Origin of the sequence: Acetobacter zythi (assembly GCF_963921165.1) — a bacterium.
In the GTDB taxonomy this organism is placed as follows: Bacteria; Pseudomonadota; Alphaproteobacteria; order Acetobacterales; family Acetobacteraceae; genus Acetobacter.
In genome coordinates this window covers 58,082-72,797 of sequence record NZ_CAWUEO010000046.1, presented here as the reverse complement: position 1 = coordinate 72,797, position 14,716 = coordinate 58,082, and the positions used below count along the sequence as shown (strand labels likewise).

At 59.1% G+C, this 14,716-nt stretch carries 15 protein-coding genes and 1 riboswitch; of the genes, 11 read left to right on the top strand and 4 right to left on the bottom strand.

What is annotated here, in order from left to right; all coding sequences use genetic code 11:
* The first annotated feature begins 3 nt into the window (after positions 1 to 3).
* The 6 genes from AABE20_RS13085 to AABE20_RS13060 all read left to right on the top strand — a co-directional run bounded on the left by AABE20_RS13085 (position 4) and on the right by AABE20_RS13060 (position 5,945).
* On the top strand, positions 4 to 561 hold the full coding sequence (locus AABE20_RS13085) for a TetR/AcrR family transcriptional regulator (protein WP_338333481.1): 558 nt from the start codon (positions 4 to 6) through the stop codon (positions 559 to 561).
* Positions 562 to 708: 147 nt separating this feature from the next.
* The gene (gene shc / locus AABE20_RS13080; RefSeq protein WP_338333524.1) at positions 709 to 2,712 is read left to right on the top strand and encodes a squalene--hopene cyclase; all 2,004 of its coding nucleotides are present in this window, start codon (positions 709 to 711) and stop codon (positions 2,710 to 2,712) included.
* A gap of 236 nt (positions 2,713 to 2,948) precedes the next feature.
* Complete coding sequence (locus AABE20_RS13075) at positions 2,949 to 3,491, top strand: RrF2 family transcriptional regulator (RefSeq protein ID WP_338333480.1); 543 nt, start codon at positions 2,949 to 2,951, stop codon at positions 3,489 to 3,491.
* A gap of 35 nt (positions 3,492 to 3,526) precedes the next feature.
* Positions 3,527 to 3,958, top strand: coding sequence for a cupin domain-containing protein (locus tag AABE20_RS13070; protein ID WP_338333479.1), 432 nt, complete (start codon positions 3,527 to 3,529; stop codon positions 3,956 to 3,958).
* An 18-nt stretch (positions 3,959 to 3,976) separates the two neighbouring features.
* Positions 3,977 to 4,885, top strand: coding sequence for an NAD-dependent epimerase/dehydratase family protein (locus AABE20_RS13065; protein WP_338333478.1), 909 nt, complete (start codon positions 3,977 to 3,979; stop codon positions 4,883 to 4,885).
* A 109-nt stretch (positions 4,886 to 4,994) separates the two neighbouring features.
* Positions 4,995 to 5,945 (top strand): LysR family transcriptional regulator, encoded by a 951-nt coding sequence (locus tag AABE20_RS13060; RefSeq protein ID WP_338333477.1) that lies wholly within the window; start codon positions 4,995 to 4,997, stop codon positions 5,943 to 5,945.
* Position 5,946: 1 nt separating this feature from the next.
* Here AABE20_RS13060 and AABE20_RS13055 read toward each other — a convergent pair whose 3' ends face one another.
* Positions 5,947 to 6,360 carry a CrcB family protein gene (locus tag AABE20_RS13055; protein WP_338333476.1) on the bottom strand — a complete coding sequence of 138 codons (414 nt, stop codon included), beginning with the start codon at positions 6,358 to 6,360 and terminating at the stop codon, positions 5,947 to 5,949.
* A 32-nt stretch (positions 6,361 to 6,392) separates the two neighbouring features.
* Entirely contained in the window at positions 6,393 to 7,211 is an 819-nt protein-coding gene (locus tag AABE20_RS13050) for a universal stress protein (RefSeq protein ID WP_338333475.1), read from the bottom strand.
* A 138-nt stretch (positions 7,212 to 7,349) separates the two neighbouring features.
* Positions 7,350 to 7,430: riboswitch (Fluoride riboswitch) on the bottom strand.
* A 108-nt stretch (positions 7,431 to 7,538) separates the two neighbouring features.
* Here AABE20_RS13050 and AABE20_RS13045 point away from each other — a divergent pair.
* From AABE20_RS13045 to hmuQ, 4 genes are all read left to right on the top strand, one after another.
* A complete protein-coding gene (locus tag AABE20_RS13045; protein WP_338333474.1) occupies positions 7,539 to 8,135 on the top strand; it encodes a PadR family transcriptional regulator in 597 nt (198 codons plus the stop codon).
* A 58-nt stretch (positions 8,136 to 8,193) separates the two neighbouring features.
* The gene (locus AABE20_RS13040; protein ID WP_338333473.1) at positions 8,194 to 8,979 is read left to right on the top strand and encodes a siderophore-interacting protein; all 786 of its coding nucleotides are present in this window, start codon (positions 8,194 to 8,196) and stop codon (positions 8,977 to 8,979) included.
* Positions 8,980 to 9,085: 106 nt separating this feature from the next.
* Entirely contained in the window at positions 9,086 to 10,618 is a 1,533-nt protein-coding gene (locus AABE20_RS13035) for an MDR family MFS transporter (protein ID WP_338333472.1), read from the top strand.
* Between the two features lie 200 nt (positions 10,619 to 10,818).
* Positions 10,819 to 11,139, top strand: a complete 321-nt coding sequence (hmuQ, locus tag AABE20_RS13030) for a heme-degrading protein HmuQ (protein ID WP_338333471.1) — start codon at positions 10,819 to 10,821, stop codon at positions 11,137 to 11,139.
* Between the two features lie 38 nt (positions 11,140 to 11,177).
* Here the strand turns inward: hmuQ and AABE20_RS13025 are convergent, their stop codons facing one another.
* Both AABE20_RS13025 and AABE20_RS13020 read right to left on the bottom strand, forming a co-directional pair.
* Positions 11,178 to 11,846, bottom strand: a complete 669-nt coding sequence (locus AABE20_RS13025) for an HD-GYP domain-containing protein (protein WP_338333470.1) — start codon at positions 11,844 to 11,846, stop codon at positions 11,178 to 11,180.
* 328 nt (positions 11,847 to 12,174) lie between these two features.
* Positions 12,175 to 13,542 (bottom strand): GGDEF domain-containing protein, encoded by a 1,368-nt coding sequence (locus AABE20_RS13020; RefSeq protein WP_338333469.1) that lies wholly within the window; start codon positions 13,540 to 13,542, stop codon positions 12,175 to 12,177.
* 398 nt (positions 13,543 to 13,940) lie between these two features.
* Here AABE20_RS13020 and AABE20_RS13015 point away from each other — a divergent pair, with 398 nt between their 5' ends.
* The gene (locus AABE20_RS13015) at positions 13,941 to 14,624 is read left to right on the top strand and encodes a Fe2+-dependent dioxygenase (protein WP_338333468.1); all 684 of its coding nucleotides are present in this window, start codon (positions 13,941 to 13,943) and stop codon (positions 14,622 to 14,624) included.
* The last annotated feature ends 92 nt before the right edge of the window (positions 14,625 to 14,716 follow it).

Here is a 14,716-nt window from a genome sequence, read left to right as displayed (position 1 = left end):
GGCATGGCCCGCCCCAGAACCATAGACCGCGAAAAAGTGCTGGCCTGCGCGGAGCACCTTGTGCAGCGTAGCGGGGCCACGGCTCTTACGCTCGATGCCGTGGCGCGCGAGGCAGGGATTACCAAAGGCGGTCTGCAATACTGCTTTGGCAGCAAGGACGACCTGATAGCCGCCCTGATCGAACGCTGGATACTGGTGTTTGATACGCACGTAGCCCGCTGCCGTGGGGCCGCGGCTGGCCCGGTCAGCCTTGCGCGGGCGTATGTACAGGCCTGTGGCCGCATAGACGATGCAGCCCGTGCCCGCATGGTGGGCATGCTGGTAACCCTGCTCCAGTCGCCCCGGCATTTGGCCCCGATCAAGGCATGGTATGCGCGCTGGCTGGGGCAGGGCGACGGCCATACCGTGGAAGCACGGCAGATACGCACAATGATTTTTGCCGCAGAAGGGGCTTTTTTTCTAAGAAGTCTCGGCTTTGTCGATATGCAGGATGCGGAATGGACCAGCATTTTTTCCGATATTCAAAAACTGGCTTTACCCACGGGGGTCAGTCCCGCATAAGCGCCAGACCTTGCATGAATATACTTTGATATTGTGTTCGGGTATTCACACATGAATACAAATTTCCACCCCTCGAAAGTGAAGGCGGCCGTGTCTGCTATTGTTCCTCCCACTCCCTCAAGTGCAACCTCCACGCCTTTTACGGGCATGGGCAACAGTCTGGCCCACACCGTGGCCGCCGCCTGTGACTGGCTGATAGGGGAGCAAAAAGCCGACGGGCACTGGGTGGGGCCGGTGGCCTCCAATGCCTCCATGGAGGCGGAGTGGTGCCTTGCCCTGTGGTACCTCGGGCTGGAAGACCACCCCCTGCGCCCCCGCCTTGGCAATGCCTTGCTGCGCATGCAGCGCGAGGACGGGTCCTGGGGCACTTACTGGGGTGCGGGCAATGGCGATATTAACGCAACGGTGGAGGCGTACGCCGCCCTGCGCTCGCTGGGTTACCCGGCGGATATGCCAGAACTGAGCAAGGCCTGCGCATGGATCATGCGTATGGGGGGCTTGCGCAATGTGCGCGTATTTACCCGCTACTGGCTGGCGCTGATTGGCGAATGGCCGTGGGAGCAGACCCCCAATCTGCCGCCAGAGGTGATCTGGTTCCCGAACAAATTTGTTTTTTCCATCTATAATTTTGCGCAATGGGCACGTGCGACTCTGGTGCCGCTGGCCATTCTTTCCGCCCGCAGGCCAAGCCGCCCCCTGCGCCCGCAGGACCGGCTGGATGCGCTGTTCCCCGGTGGGCGCGAGACGTTTGACTACGTCCTGCCCAAAAAGGAAGGGTTGGACCTGTGGTCGAGCTTTTTCCGCACGACCGACCGGGGGCTGCACTGGCTCCAGTCCAAATTCCTCAAGCACAACACGGTGCGCGAGGCAGCCATCCGCCATATGCTGGAATGGATTATCCGCCACCAAGACGCCGATGGCGGGTGGGGCGGTATTCAGCCTCCATGGGTGTACGGTCTTATGGCGCTACGGGGGGAGGACTACCAGTTCCACCACCCGGTCATGGCCAAGGCTCTGGCCGCGCTGGACGATCCGGGTTGGCGGCGGGACGAGGGCGATGCCTCGTGGGTGCAGGCCACCAACAGCCCGGTATGGGATACAATGCTGGCCCTTATGGCCCTGCATGACGCCAGTGCCGAGGAACGCTACACCCCCCAGATGGACAAGGCGCTGGACTGGCTGCTTGAGCGGCAGGTACGCGTAAAAGGGGATTGGTCGATCAAACTGCCAGACGTGGAACCGGGCGGCTGGGCGTTTGAATACGCCAACGACCGCTACCCCGATACAGACGATACCGCCGTGGCCCTGATCGCACTTTCCTCCTGCCGTAATCGGGAGGAATGGAAGAAAAAAGGTGTGGAGGCCGCCATAACCCGTGGTGTGAACTGGCTGATTGCCATGCAGAGCACCTGCGGCGGCTGGGGCGCGTTTGACAAGGACAATAACCGCAGCCTGCTGTCCAAAATACCGTTCTGTGATTTTGGCGAGGCACTGGACCCCCCCTCGGTCGATGTGACCGCCCATGTGCTGGAAGCCTTTGGCCTGCTGGGCGTGCCCCGCCAGACCCCCGCCCTCCAGCGTGGGCTTGCGTATATCCGTGCCGAGCAGGAGGCATCGGGCGCATGGTTCGGGCGGTGGGGTGTGAACTACCTGTACGGCACCGGCGCGGTTCTGCCCGCCCTTGCCGCTATTGGGGAGGACATGACCCAGCCCTACATTACCCGTGCGTGTGACTGGCTGATTGCCCACCAGCAGGACGATGGCGGCTGGGGCGAAAGTTGCGCCTCTTATATGGATGTTGCCTCCATTGGGCGTGGCGCCACCACACCATCGCAAACCGCATGGGCGCTTATGGGGCTGATTGCCGCCAACCGCGAACAGGACCATCCGGCCATTGCGCGCGGCTGCCGCTACCTGATCGACCGGCAGGAAGCAGACGGAAGCTGGACAGAGGCAGAGTTTACCGGCACCGGCTTCCCCGGTTACGGGGTGGGGCAGACCATCAAACTGGATGATCCCGCCGTGGCCAAACGTTTGCAGCAGGGTGCGGAACTCTCCCGCGCATTTATGCTGCGTTATGACCTGTACCGCCAGTTCTTCCCCCTTATGGCGCTCAGCCGGGCTGCACGCATTATGCCTGTGGGTGGCTGAACCAGCCTGCTGCCGCACAAAGCAGGGGAAAACCCGGTTGCAGCAGCGGCCATTCGCCCTTGGGGCGGTGGTCTGCTGAGCAACCGTGGGACGGTGGAGGCTCCCGCGTGTGACCATTGGTCTGCACGTGGGGCTGGCAGACCCGGCATAAAAACAGCAAACAGCACAGAATAAGGACCGCCCTACGGGGCGGTTTTTAACTTGCGAATCAAAACGCGGACTAATATGGTCTGCGTATGGCACTTTATGGCGCAAGTACTGAATATGTTCTGCACAGCCTGCTCTGGCTGGTGGGCCACCCCGAACCGGTCAGCAGCCTTGATCTGGCAGAAATGCAGGGTATTCCCGCAGCCTTTATGGCCAAGCTGATGCCCCGGTTGGAAAAAGCCGGACTTGTTACCGCCGCCGAAGGGCTGCGCGGTGGCTACCAGCTTGCCCGTCCGGCGGCACAGATCAGTGTGCTGGATGTGGTGGACGCAGCCGAAGGGCGCAAAACACTTTTTAATTGTCAGGAAATCAGGGGGCGTTGCGCACTGTTTGGCAACACCCCGCCAGAATGGGCCGAACGCGGGGTATGCAGTATTCATGCCGTTATGCTGCGGGCCGAGCAGAGCATGCGGGCCGAACTTGCCCAGACCACTCTGGCCGACTTGGCCCGGAGTGTTGGCAACAAAGCCCCCACAGCTTTTTTTGGCGAAGTGCAACACTGGTTTGAGGAGCGCGCCCGCACGCGCAAAACCAGCAGGGTGCGGCAAAAAAAGCGCGCCGAACAAGCCTGATACGGGACAGAAATTTTTGTAAAAAAGGTTCGCATATGCGTCTGTTTTTCGCTTTTTGTGGCTTGGTGCTCTGCTCGGGTTCTGCTGCGGTACACGCAGCACCAGCACCAGCACCAGCACCAGCACCAGTATCCGCCGCCGCGACCAGTGTGACACCCCTCCTTACCCACGACCTGCCCGGCCTTGCTGGTAAGGAGGGGGCCATGCTGCTGGTGGATTACCCACCCGGCGGGGCAGACCCGGTGCACCGGCATAATGCCTCTGTCTTTGTGTATGTGCTCAAAGGTCGTGTGGTTATGCAGGTCAAAGGTGGGGCTGCCGTAACATTGCATGAAGGGCAAAGCTTTTTTGAAGGCCCAGCCGATGTGCACCTGATCGGGCGCAACGCCAGCACCACGGAGCCTGCGCGGTTTATTGCTTTTTTTGTCAAGGACAAGGCCGCTCCCTTTGTGGCCCCAGTCCACTGAACGCACGGACAAACAGGCATGAAAATTCTTGTAGCCGGGGCCAGTGGTGCTCTGGGCCGCCCCTTAATCACACATCTGCGCCATGCCGGGCACGAGGTCTGGGGCATGGCGCAAAGCCCGCGTGGGGTAGAGGTTGTTGGCGCGCTGGGGGCTGGCGTGGTGCAGGGGAATGCACTGGACCGGTCTAAGGTTTTTGCCATTATGGAGCGCTTGCGCCCAGATTGTGTGGTGGACCAGTTAACATCGCTCCCCGCCAGTCCGTTTGACCTGCCACTCAGGTTGCCAGCCGACCGGGTGCTGCGCCTGCAAGGGGGTGGCAATCTGTTTGATGCCGCACAGGCCTGGGGCGTGCAGCGGTATATTCAGCAATCCTGCGGTTTTTACCTTGATGGTGCCGGAGGGCTGGCGGACGATACGGCCTTGCTCAAAATTGCAGCGCCGGGCCATGTGGGCGAAAGTGCGCGTATGTATGCCGCATTGGAAAAACGGGTGATGAGTGCGGCAGGTATGCAAGGAACAGCCCTGCGCTATGGCTTTTTTTATGGCCCGCACACATGGTACTGGCCCGATGGCGCGTTTACGGCGCACATGCGTCGGGGGGAGGTGGCCCTGATCGGGGGCGGGCGGAGTGTGTTCTCCTTTATTCATGTGGATGATGCGGCTGCGGCAACAGTTTCCGCCCTGAGCGCGCCGGGCGGTGTGTACAACGTGGTGGATGACCAGCCCACCGGAGTGCAGGCATGGTTGCCCGCCTATGCCCGGTGGGTGGGTGCTTCCGCGCCGGGCCAGATGGAAGAGCAGGCCGCCTTGCAGCAATTGGGGGAGGAAAGTGTGTACTACCAGAACAACCTCGATGGTGCGAGCAACCACAAAGCACGGCGTGTTCTGGGGCTTGCCCCCCGGCAGCAGCCGTGGGGTGCGGTGTAAAAATGGTTGGGGGAGGGGCGGCTATGGTGGCGTGTTACGGCTATTTCTTGGTTGGGGCCGCGCATGCAGGGCCTGACGGAGTACAAACCAATGGCACGGAGCCATAAACATGCGACTGCCAGATTTTGAGGCCTGGGCCATTTTTGCAAAAGTGGCGGAGTTTGGGTCCTTCGCCCGCGCGGCGGATGATGTGCAACTGTCCAGACCCACGGTTTCCAAGGCTGTGAGCAGGCTGGAACAGTCCTTGGGGGTGGCGTTGTTCCACCGTAACTCCCGCCACCTGTCCTTAACACAAACCGGGCAGACACTGCTTGCCCACGCCAACCGCATTCTGGTGGAAGCCCAGAGTGCGGAGGTCGAGGCGCGCGGCGGCAGGCAGCGTCCATCTGGCCGGGTGCGTATGGCTGCCCCCATGACCTTTGGCATACGCCACCTTGCTCCCGTGCTGCCCGCGTTTATGCAACGCTACCCCGATGTGGACCTGAGCATAGATTTTAGCGATGCGGTGGTGGACCTTGTGGCCGATGGGTACGATGTGGCGTTGCGCATTGCAACACTTGCGGATTCTTCCTTGCGTGTACGCAGCCTTTGCAGTTTTCGGCTGTTACTTGTGGCCGCTCCCGCATGGCTGGAGCAGCACGGCCGCCCCGACCACCCACGCGCGCTGGAGGCGCATAAGGGCTTTGTGTACACCAACACGGCCGCGCCGGGCCTGATCCGCCTGAGCCATGTGGAAACGGGTAAGGAGTTTGTGCTTGCCCAGCGCGCAGGCTTTGGGGCCGATAATTCCGAGGCATTTCTGCCCTGTCTGGAGGCCGGGCTGGGTTATGGCCTGTTCCCTGAATTTATGGTGTGGGATGCCCTGCGTGATGGACGGCTGGAATGCCTTTTGCCGCAGTGGCAGGCTGCGGCCATTACGCTGTACCTTGTAACCCCCGCAAGCCCGCTGCGGCCCATGCGGGTGACCGCCTTGCTGGATTATGTGGAAAACGCCTTTGCCAACCCGCCATGGGGCATGGAGTCCGCTCAGGTTGGTATGAAAAAAAACATGGAATTATAAATTAGTTTTCGCTCCCGTTCATGCCATTTATGGCCTGTGCCGCAACATAACCCGCACTGACACTGAGCATACACAGGCCCACAGACAGTCCGATGTTTAGCAACGCCCGCCCCGGAGCGCCGTTTTTGAGCAGGTCCAGCGTTTGCAGGCTGAAGGACGAAAACGTGGTGTACCCCCCGCATAACCCGACCATAAACACCAGCCTGCCGGTTTCGGACACAGGCAGTCGCCCCCCTGCTGCCGTTAAGGTGCCAAAAAAGGCAATGGCGAACGAGCCGGAAACATTAATGGCAATTGTTCCCCACGGCAGAACCTGGCTCCATCGCAGCGTGGCCAGCCCCACCCAGTAGCGCAGCAATGTGCCCGCAGCCCCGGCAAGGCCGATAAGAAGGGAGGGAAGAATATTGGTCAACATGGAAAACCCTGTTCTTCTGGTTCTTGTTTTTGTTAATGGTGGGTCAGGATCGGCCATGTGGCATGGGCCAGAAGATCCATGGTGGGGCCGCCAAACAGCCACTCAATAAAATGCGGTCGGCCATACGCCCCCATAACCAGCAGGTCCGCTCCGGCTTGTGTTGCGCGTGTTCTTATCTGCTCGCCCACGCTCTGCCCTGCCAGCACAAACCGCTCCAGCGTGACCGCCACGCCACTGGCGCGCAGGTCTGCCAGTAAGGCCGGGTCAGGCACCGTATTGGGCTGGTGCTCCCCAACAAGAATGCGCACATGCGTGGCGGTGTGGAGCAATGGCCGGGCGGCATGGACCGCGCGGATCAGGTTTGGCGTGTCCTGCCATGCCACAACGGGGTGCTGTGCAAAGGTGGGGAGCGGGGTGGGCGGCGCCATAACCACCGTTGCCTGTGCATCGTACAAGGTGGCGGCAAAGCTTTGCCGGGTGGCCTGCGTGGCATCCGCACTGGCGGGGCCAAGCACAACATAATCGGCATTGTCTGCGGCATGGCGGACGATTGTGCGGGTATCCCCTGTCTGTTGCACCCATTGGCTGCGGGCCGCGTTGGGGGCGGTTATGCGCCAGTTTGCAAAAACCTGCTGCACGGCTGCTGCGCGGGCTGTGGTGGCCTGCGTAAAGCGGGCCTGTTGTGTGGGGTCGGGCATGCCTTCATCCGGGCTTTGAAAATCCGGGTTGGTGGCAGGGCTGGGGTGGAGGGCGCAAATATCTCCCCCACCCAGCCGCCCGGCCAACTGGTCTGCTGTGTGCAGGACCAGCGCTGCGGTCTGGGGTGCGTCAAGAACGGCAAGTAGGCGCATTACAAAGGGTTCCTGCCTGTGCGGCCTGCGGGTGCTGGGCCGTGCTGGACCACGCCATAGCCGTTGTGGCGGTGCGGTCCGGTCTGTTTGTGTATGCGGGGCATGGGTTTGGACACACTCCTCCCTCGCGCATGGTTTTGCGGGGTAGGAATCATCAGCCAGCAAGGCGGTTCGATTTTGGCGGGCCAAAATCCGGCAGAGTCCATTGCCGTTCCCAATATGAATAAAACAGAGCCAGCAAGTCAATCCTGCCTGTGGGGCGGGTATTCTAAAAAACATATCCCGATATATCTTGACTTACGATATATCGGAAATTATATCGGAATTATGAAACATAAAAACAGACACGCAGGCGGTCGTCACCGCCACCAGTTTTTTGCCCCCGAAGGCCCGGGCGGCCCGGCAGCGCATGACCGCCACCACCACGGGCGGGGCGGCGGCGGACGCCGGGGTGGCCGCCACCGGCTGTTCGATTATGGAGAGATGCGTCTGCTGGTGCTCAGCCTGATCGGGCAAAACCCGACCTATGGGTACGAACTCATCAAAACCATCGAGGACAAGTTTGCAGGCAGCTACACACCCAGCCCGGGCGTAATCTACCCCACGCTCACATGGCTGGAAGAAGCAGGCCATATTCGCCCCACGGAGGAAAGCGGGCGCAAGACCTACCACATCACCCCCGAGGGCGAGGCTTTTCTGGCCGCCAACCGGGCCGCTCTGGACGAGATTCTGGCCCGTGCCGCCAACACCGATACCCCCGAGCGTGGAGGCCGCCGCAACGCGCCACTGCCCATTATGCGTGCGATGGAAAACCTGAAAACCGCCATGCGTTTGAAGCTGCGCAACGGTGGGCTGGACCCGCAGGAAGCAGAAAAAATTGCCGCCGTGCTGGACGAGGCCGCCCGCGCAATCGGGCAGGCGTAAACCCTTCCACGCCACGCAACCCAGCGGTAGCCCCCCATTGTTAAAGGATCAGACCGGCATGCAAACGCCAGAAAATGGGCCGCTCTGGCCGCCCGCCCCCATGAGCGAACCCATACGCCACCCCCTGCGCAGACGCAGCCTGAACGTAGCGGCGGTGGAACGCCTGACCCCCCATATGATCCGCATAACCCTGAGCGGGGCGGATCTGGCGGATTTTGCCAGTGCTGCCCCGGATGACCATATTAAAATCTTTCTGCCCGGAGCAGATGGTGCGCAGGTGCGCAGGGATTACACCCCCCGCCATTACAACCCGCAAACCAAAACGCTGGTGCTGGACTTTGTGGACCATCACGGTGGCCCCGCCGCCGCATGGGCGCGCACGGCGCAGGTGGGCGACAGGCTGGACATTGGCGGGCCAAAAGCCTCGCGGGTTATGGACCGCACCGTAACCCGCTGGCTCCTTGTGGGGGACGAGACCGCTCTACCCGCTATTGGCCGCCGGGTGGAGGAACTGCCTGCGCACGCAAGTGCGACCACCGTTGTGGCGGTTCCCGGGGCGGCGGACGAACAGCATTTTGCAACGTCTGCCACCCATCATGCACATTGGGTGTACCGGCCTACGGAGCAGGCGGATCAGGCGCAGGCCATACTGGCGGCACTGGGCCAGATTGCCATTGCACCGGGCACCTTTGTCTGGGTTGGGGCCGAGGTCCATGTGGCCAGAGCCGTGCGCCGCTACCTGCTGGAGGAACGCTGCGTGCCAGTCCAGTGGATAAAGGCTTCGGGCTACTGGGTTATGGGGCAGGCCGATGCCTCGGTGCGGGATGTGGAGGCCATGGGCTGACGCCCCCCAACCGTGCAAGTTATGGGGGCAGACCAGAGCCGTATGCCCCCAAGCCGCAGCATGGGGGCAAGCCCCCTGCGGATGACTGAATAACAGGATAAAACCGTTGCAGCCTTCCCCCGTAACGCAAACAGCGCTGGCCTATACACCCACAACACGGACCCTTGTTTTTGCCGGTCTTATACTCACCATGGTGCTGGGCGCTCTGGACCAGAGCATTGTGTCCACCGCGCTACCCACCATTGTGAGCGATCTGGGCGGGCTTGCGCGCATGTCGTGGGTGGTTACGGCCTTTATGCTTACCTCCACCATTGCAACGCCACTGTATGGCAAACTGTCCGATATGTTTGGCAGGCGGCCTTTGTTGGGGGTTAGCATTGGGTCTTTTCTGCTGGCCTCGCTTTTGTGCGGTGTGGCGCAAAGCATGTGGCAGCTTATTCTTTTCCGGGGGTTGCAGGGGGTGGGGGCCGGAGGGCTTATGACCCTCTCCCAAACGGTTATTGGCGATATGGTAACCCCGCAGCAGCGTGGGCGTTACCAAGGGCTGTTTACGGGCGCGTTTGCCATGAGCAGCGTAACCGGGCCTTTTTTGGGCGGGGTGCTGACCAGCGCCCTGTCGTGGCGGTGGGTGTTCTGGGTTAATCTGCCCATTGGCCTGCTGGCTTTTGCGCTCATCATGCTCAACCTGCCCGGTGGTGGCGCGCAGGCCAAACCCCGGATTGATTATGGGGGTGCGGCGTTGCTGAGTGTGGCAACGGCGGGGTTTTTGCTGCTGTTTAATGCGGCGGGCACGTCCCTTGCGTGGTCATCCCCCCTGACCTTTGGGTTAATGGGGGCGAGTTGCGCGTTTTTTGGGGCATTTATTGTGCACGAGCGCCGTGTGCCCGAGCCACTGGTCAGCTTTGAGCTGCTGCGTATTCCCAGCTTTTCGGTCTGTGTGGCGGCAACGGGTGTTATGTCTTTTGCCATGATGGGGTCTATGGTTTTTCTGCCCCTGTATTACCAGTTGGTGCTGGGGCAAAGCCCGGCTTTTTCAGGGATTATGCTGCTGCCACAGGTTGGCACCATGATGGTCAGCTCCATACTGGGTGGGTATGTCTCTTCCAGAACGCAGCGTTACGCGCTGTTGCTGGCCATTGGTGTGGGTATTGAGTTTACAGCACTCAGCCTGCTTGCCCTTTGTGCCCACCATGGTGCGCAACCGCTGTTCTTTTTGCTCAGTATGGGCTGCCTTGGTGTGGGCATGGGTATTGGTATGCCCAACGCTACGGTCATGATCCAAAATGCCGTGCCGCGGAACAGTCTGGGCATTGCTACGGCCATGATGTCGTTTATCCGCTCGCTTGGGGGCGCACTTGGGGTGGCCCTTTCTGGCGGGGTTATGGCGCTGACCTTGCAGCACTCCCTGCGCACCTTGGCGGTTAAAATGGATATTGCGGCCTTTTTGCAAAAGGGCATGGTGGCCCTTGGTGGGCTTTCCCCCGCCATGCAGGCACAGGTCATACAGGCCTATAAAGGCGCCATTAGCGCCAGCCTGAGCGTGAGCAGCAGCTTTATGTTTGGTGCATTTGTGCTGGTTGTGGGCCTTATGCTGCACACCACACGCGCGGTGCAACCAGGGCAGGGTCAGGAGCATTAGGCTCAGGCGCCATGTGGGCCTCATTCCGCAGGTTGGCGCGTGTAGGGTGCAGGGGCAGGCAGGCCGGATTTATTGTTGCTGGCGCCCCTGTTTGGGCGCAGGATCGGGCGCTGCGGCATGGGGTGCCGGGGCCTGCGTTTTTTTGGCTGTGCGCATAAGCATGTTGCGCCATGGCCCATATAAGAAGGAACACACAGACCATGCCCCAGTATATTGCCATGAACCGTTTTTTGGTCACGCCTGAGAATGAAGCGGCTTTTGAACAGCGTTGGCTGGACCGGGAGGTGCTGTTGCAGACTGTGCCCGGTTTTATCAGCTTTCAGTTCCTGCGGGGGCCAGAAAAAGAGGGTGGCAGGCTCTATGCCTCGCACACCGTATGGGCATCATACGATGCATTTGTGGGTTGGACCCAGTCCGAGCAGTTCCGTCAGGCTCATGCGGGTGCAGGGCAGGGGCGCGCCCTGACCGCAGGCCCACCGGTGTTTGAAGGCTTTACCGTTCTGCAAAGCGTTACGGTCTGAGCAGAATCCTGCCAACCCCCGGCCAGCGCAGTTGGGGGTTAGTTGGAGTGCAGATTGGCGGGGAGCTTGTTCCCCAGTTTTTCCCACGCGTAATCCGCGTTCCAGACGGCTAGCAGGTCGTCCAGATGGTCGGCGCACAGAATGGCCAGTTTGGGTTCAAACGCGCGCCCGGCTTCTTGTTGCAGAATTTTGCGAACGGCTTCTGGTGTCCACGAATGTTTGTAATTCCGTTTGGACAGGCAGGCATCAATGGTATCGGCAACAGAGATCACCTGCACCCAGAGCGGAATGTTCTGGCCTTTTAGCCCCAGCGGGTAGCCTGTGCCGTCCCACCGTTCGTGGTGGAGCAGGGCTGCATCCATTACTTCACGCGGGAACTCGTGTTCGTACCATTGCAGCACGCCCAGCCCCAGCAGCGGGTGCTTGCGAATAACGCTTTTTTCTTCCGGGGTCAGCGGGCGGGGGGCATGCAGAATATCGCGCCCGGTTAGCACCTTGCCTGTATCGTGCAGTTGCCCCGCAAGCTGGATAATGCTCTGGTCCAGCCCAAACCCTGCGAGTTCATTGATACGCGCAGCCAGCAACCCAACGCGACGACCATGCCCGTTCTGGATATTGCTCACACCCTGAATGAACTCTTTGTGCGGGAGTGAGGGCGGGGGAAGCGTTCCGGCATCCCACGTGGAGGCGATGGTACAGTCAGGCATACATAGTTTACTCGTAGAGATTGAATGTGATTTATTCAGTTTTCTTTGGGTGATTTTATAATCAATAAAATATGCAGTAAACTCAGAAAAAAATTTATTACCAAGAAAACATGGCGTTTCTGCACTGCACTTGTTGCAATGCCAGAAGAGAATTGCAGCCCAGCGTACACAAAACCGCACGCGGCACAGGAATAAAAATGTTTTCAATCAATGTATTATGCATAAATCTGCGGTGGGCGGGAGGCAGATGCCCACACCCACACGCCCTCTTATACACAGGGCGTGTGGCCAGCATTGCTGATCAATTCGTAATATAATCAGGCTTTTTTTAAGGGCCGTGATGCGCGGTTACAATACGGTTGCGACCATTATTCTTGGCTTTGTAAAGTGCTTCATCCGCCTGATGGATCAGCAGGCGGCTGTTGGTTTCCCCCTCAAAGGATGTCACTCCGCCCGAGAGGGTTACCTTGACCTGATCATTGGAGGAAAGCGTGAGCGGCTGTTCGGCCAGCGCGCGGCGGATACGCTCCGCACAGGCCAGCCCGTCCGCCACCGTGGTTTCGGTCAGAACAATCAGGAACTCTTCCCCGCCATAGCGGAAGATAAAGTCGTTGGCGCGGACGTTGGCGGCAATAATTTCGGCCACAAAACACAGCACTTCGTCGCCGATCAGATGACCAAACCGGTCATTGATTTTTTTGAAGTGGTCAATGTCGAGAATAACCAGACTGAACGGTTTTTCATGCGTTAGGGCAAAGGTGATCTCGTTCTGGATCACCACGTCAAGGAATCGGCGGTTGAAAACCTTGGTCAGCGGGTCGCGCCCGTTTTCCACTTCCTCCAGATGCCGGAAGACACGCCCGATCAGAAAGGTCAGGTTGGTAATGGCTTTGTGGAGTTCGGTTGGGAATTCGCTCGGAATAATACCGGTCTTGTGAATGGTCTCGATCTTGGCGTCCAGATCGCGCACCTTGTTCTGGATTTCTATGGCTTCATGCGTGCCTTTGAACAGGCTCATGCCCTTATGGGTCAGCCACAGGCCAAACTCGGACTCCGCAATGGTGGGCAGGTCCGCCGCATGGCCTTTACACAGGCAGAAAAAAGCCTGCGTGCTCCAGCCTGAAAAAGTGCTGATCTGTGTTTCTTTTTCGTAGGAAATATTGTGCCCGAGGGAGACAAGGCGGAAGGCTTCGTCACTTTCCACTTTTTTGCGGAAATTGATGTCGTAAGCCTTGATCATGAACTTGAAGGCAAAGTCCATCATGTTGTTCAGGTAAATAATGGCGGCAATGACATCGTCCTTATTCGGGGTGGATGCTTTAATGCCATCAATAAGTGCCTGTTTTATAATATAAATTCCGTAAACAACAATGTCAGTCGGAATTTCCAGCTGGGCATGGACAGCCCCCACGCGGCACTGGAGTTCGCTCAGTTCCTCGGCATGGTTGGCATCGGTAAAAAACAGGCTCTGGATCCAGGAGAGCAGCTGGGGCCGCATTTTGACCTCAACAAGCTCCTTTTCCAAAAAAATGGCCGCGCGTTCATGCTGGAAGAGCGCTGTGTAAAACAGGTTCACGCAGTTCTGCCCGGAGTCCGTGACAACGGTGCGTAAAATTTCACGGATATGGGCTGGGGTCTCGTTCATTGTCTCCTTCATCTGATTAAGGGGAGACAGGGTAATGAATGCGGGAGACATATGTTAACGGAACCCTTTGATAGAAATATATAAAATATGATTCGGTACGGATTGTTGAACGCGCGGGACAAGAACCATATCAGATTAGGAACGCCATAGTATAATACGAACCGCGTTTATAATACAAAGCACGGCCTGTGGTATTTGTGCATATCACAACCAATGTGCCTGTGTGGCTGTTGTGTGCTGGTGGCTATGGCATTGTTCTATGCTTTTTGTGCTGGGCATAATGGGGTGTGGCCCATGCCGGGTAAGGGATTGGACTGTATACCCTAACGGTTGGGATGCAAGGGGTGGTGTGGCGTGCTGGCGGAGATGGCCGATATGTATTTTTATTGATAATAATTCGCATTATCACCTATAAGCGGGCAACACATTCAGCCAAGGAGCACAGGTGCATGCTGGTCCATATTCCCAAAGTTCTGACACAGGAGGACGTGGCGCGTTTTCGTCAGATTCTGGAGCAGCAGCAGTGGGTGGATGGCAAGGTCACGGCAGGGGACCAGTCGGCCAAGGCCAAATACAACCTTCAGATCCCCCAGGACAGCGAGGCCGCCAGACATCTGGGAGACCTGATTTTGCAGGCGCTTGGCCGTAACCCGCTGTTCCATAGTGCTGCACTGCCGCTGCGTGTGTATCCGCCCCTGTTCAACCGCTACGACGAGGGCATGCAGTTTGACATGCACGTGGATAACGCCATCCGCCCCATACCGGGCACGGGGTTCAGGTTGCGGACGGATGTCTCCTCCACCCTGTTCCTGAGTGCGCCGGATGAATATGACGGCGGCGAGCTGGTTATTCAGGATACCTACGGCCAGCAGAGCGTTAAACTGCCTGCGGGGGATATGGTGGTCTACCCTTCCACCAGCCTGCACGCGGTTAGCCCCATTACGCGCGGGAGCCGCTGGGCATCCTTTTTCTGGACCCAGTCCATGGTGCGTGATGATACGCAGCGCGCATTACTGTACCAGTTCGACCAGTCCATTATGGAAACGCGCCAAACCCTGCCAGACAACCACCCCGCCGTGCTGGGGCTGACGGCCACCTACCATAACCTCATGCGCCAGTGGGCCGAGTTGTAGGCCGCATGCCCCCCCGCCACAGGGGGGGCTGCATATATTGTGGCGTAAGGGGTGGCAGCTTTTTGGCGGCTCACCCGTTATCAGGGGGTAGG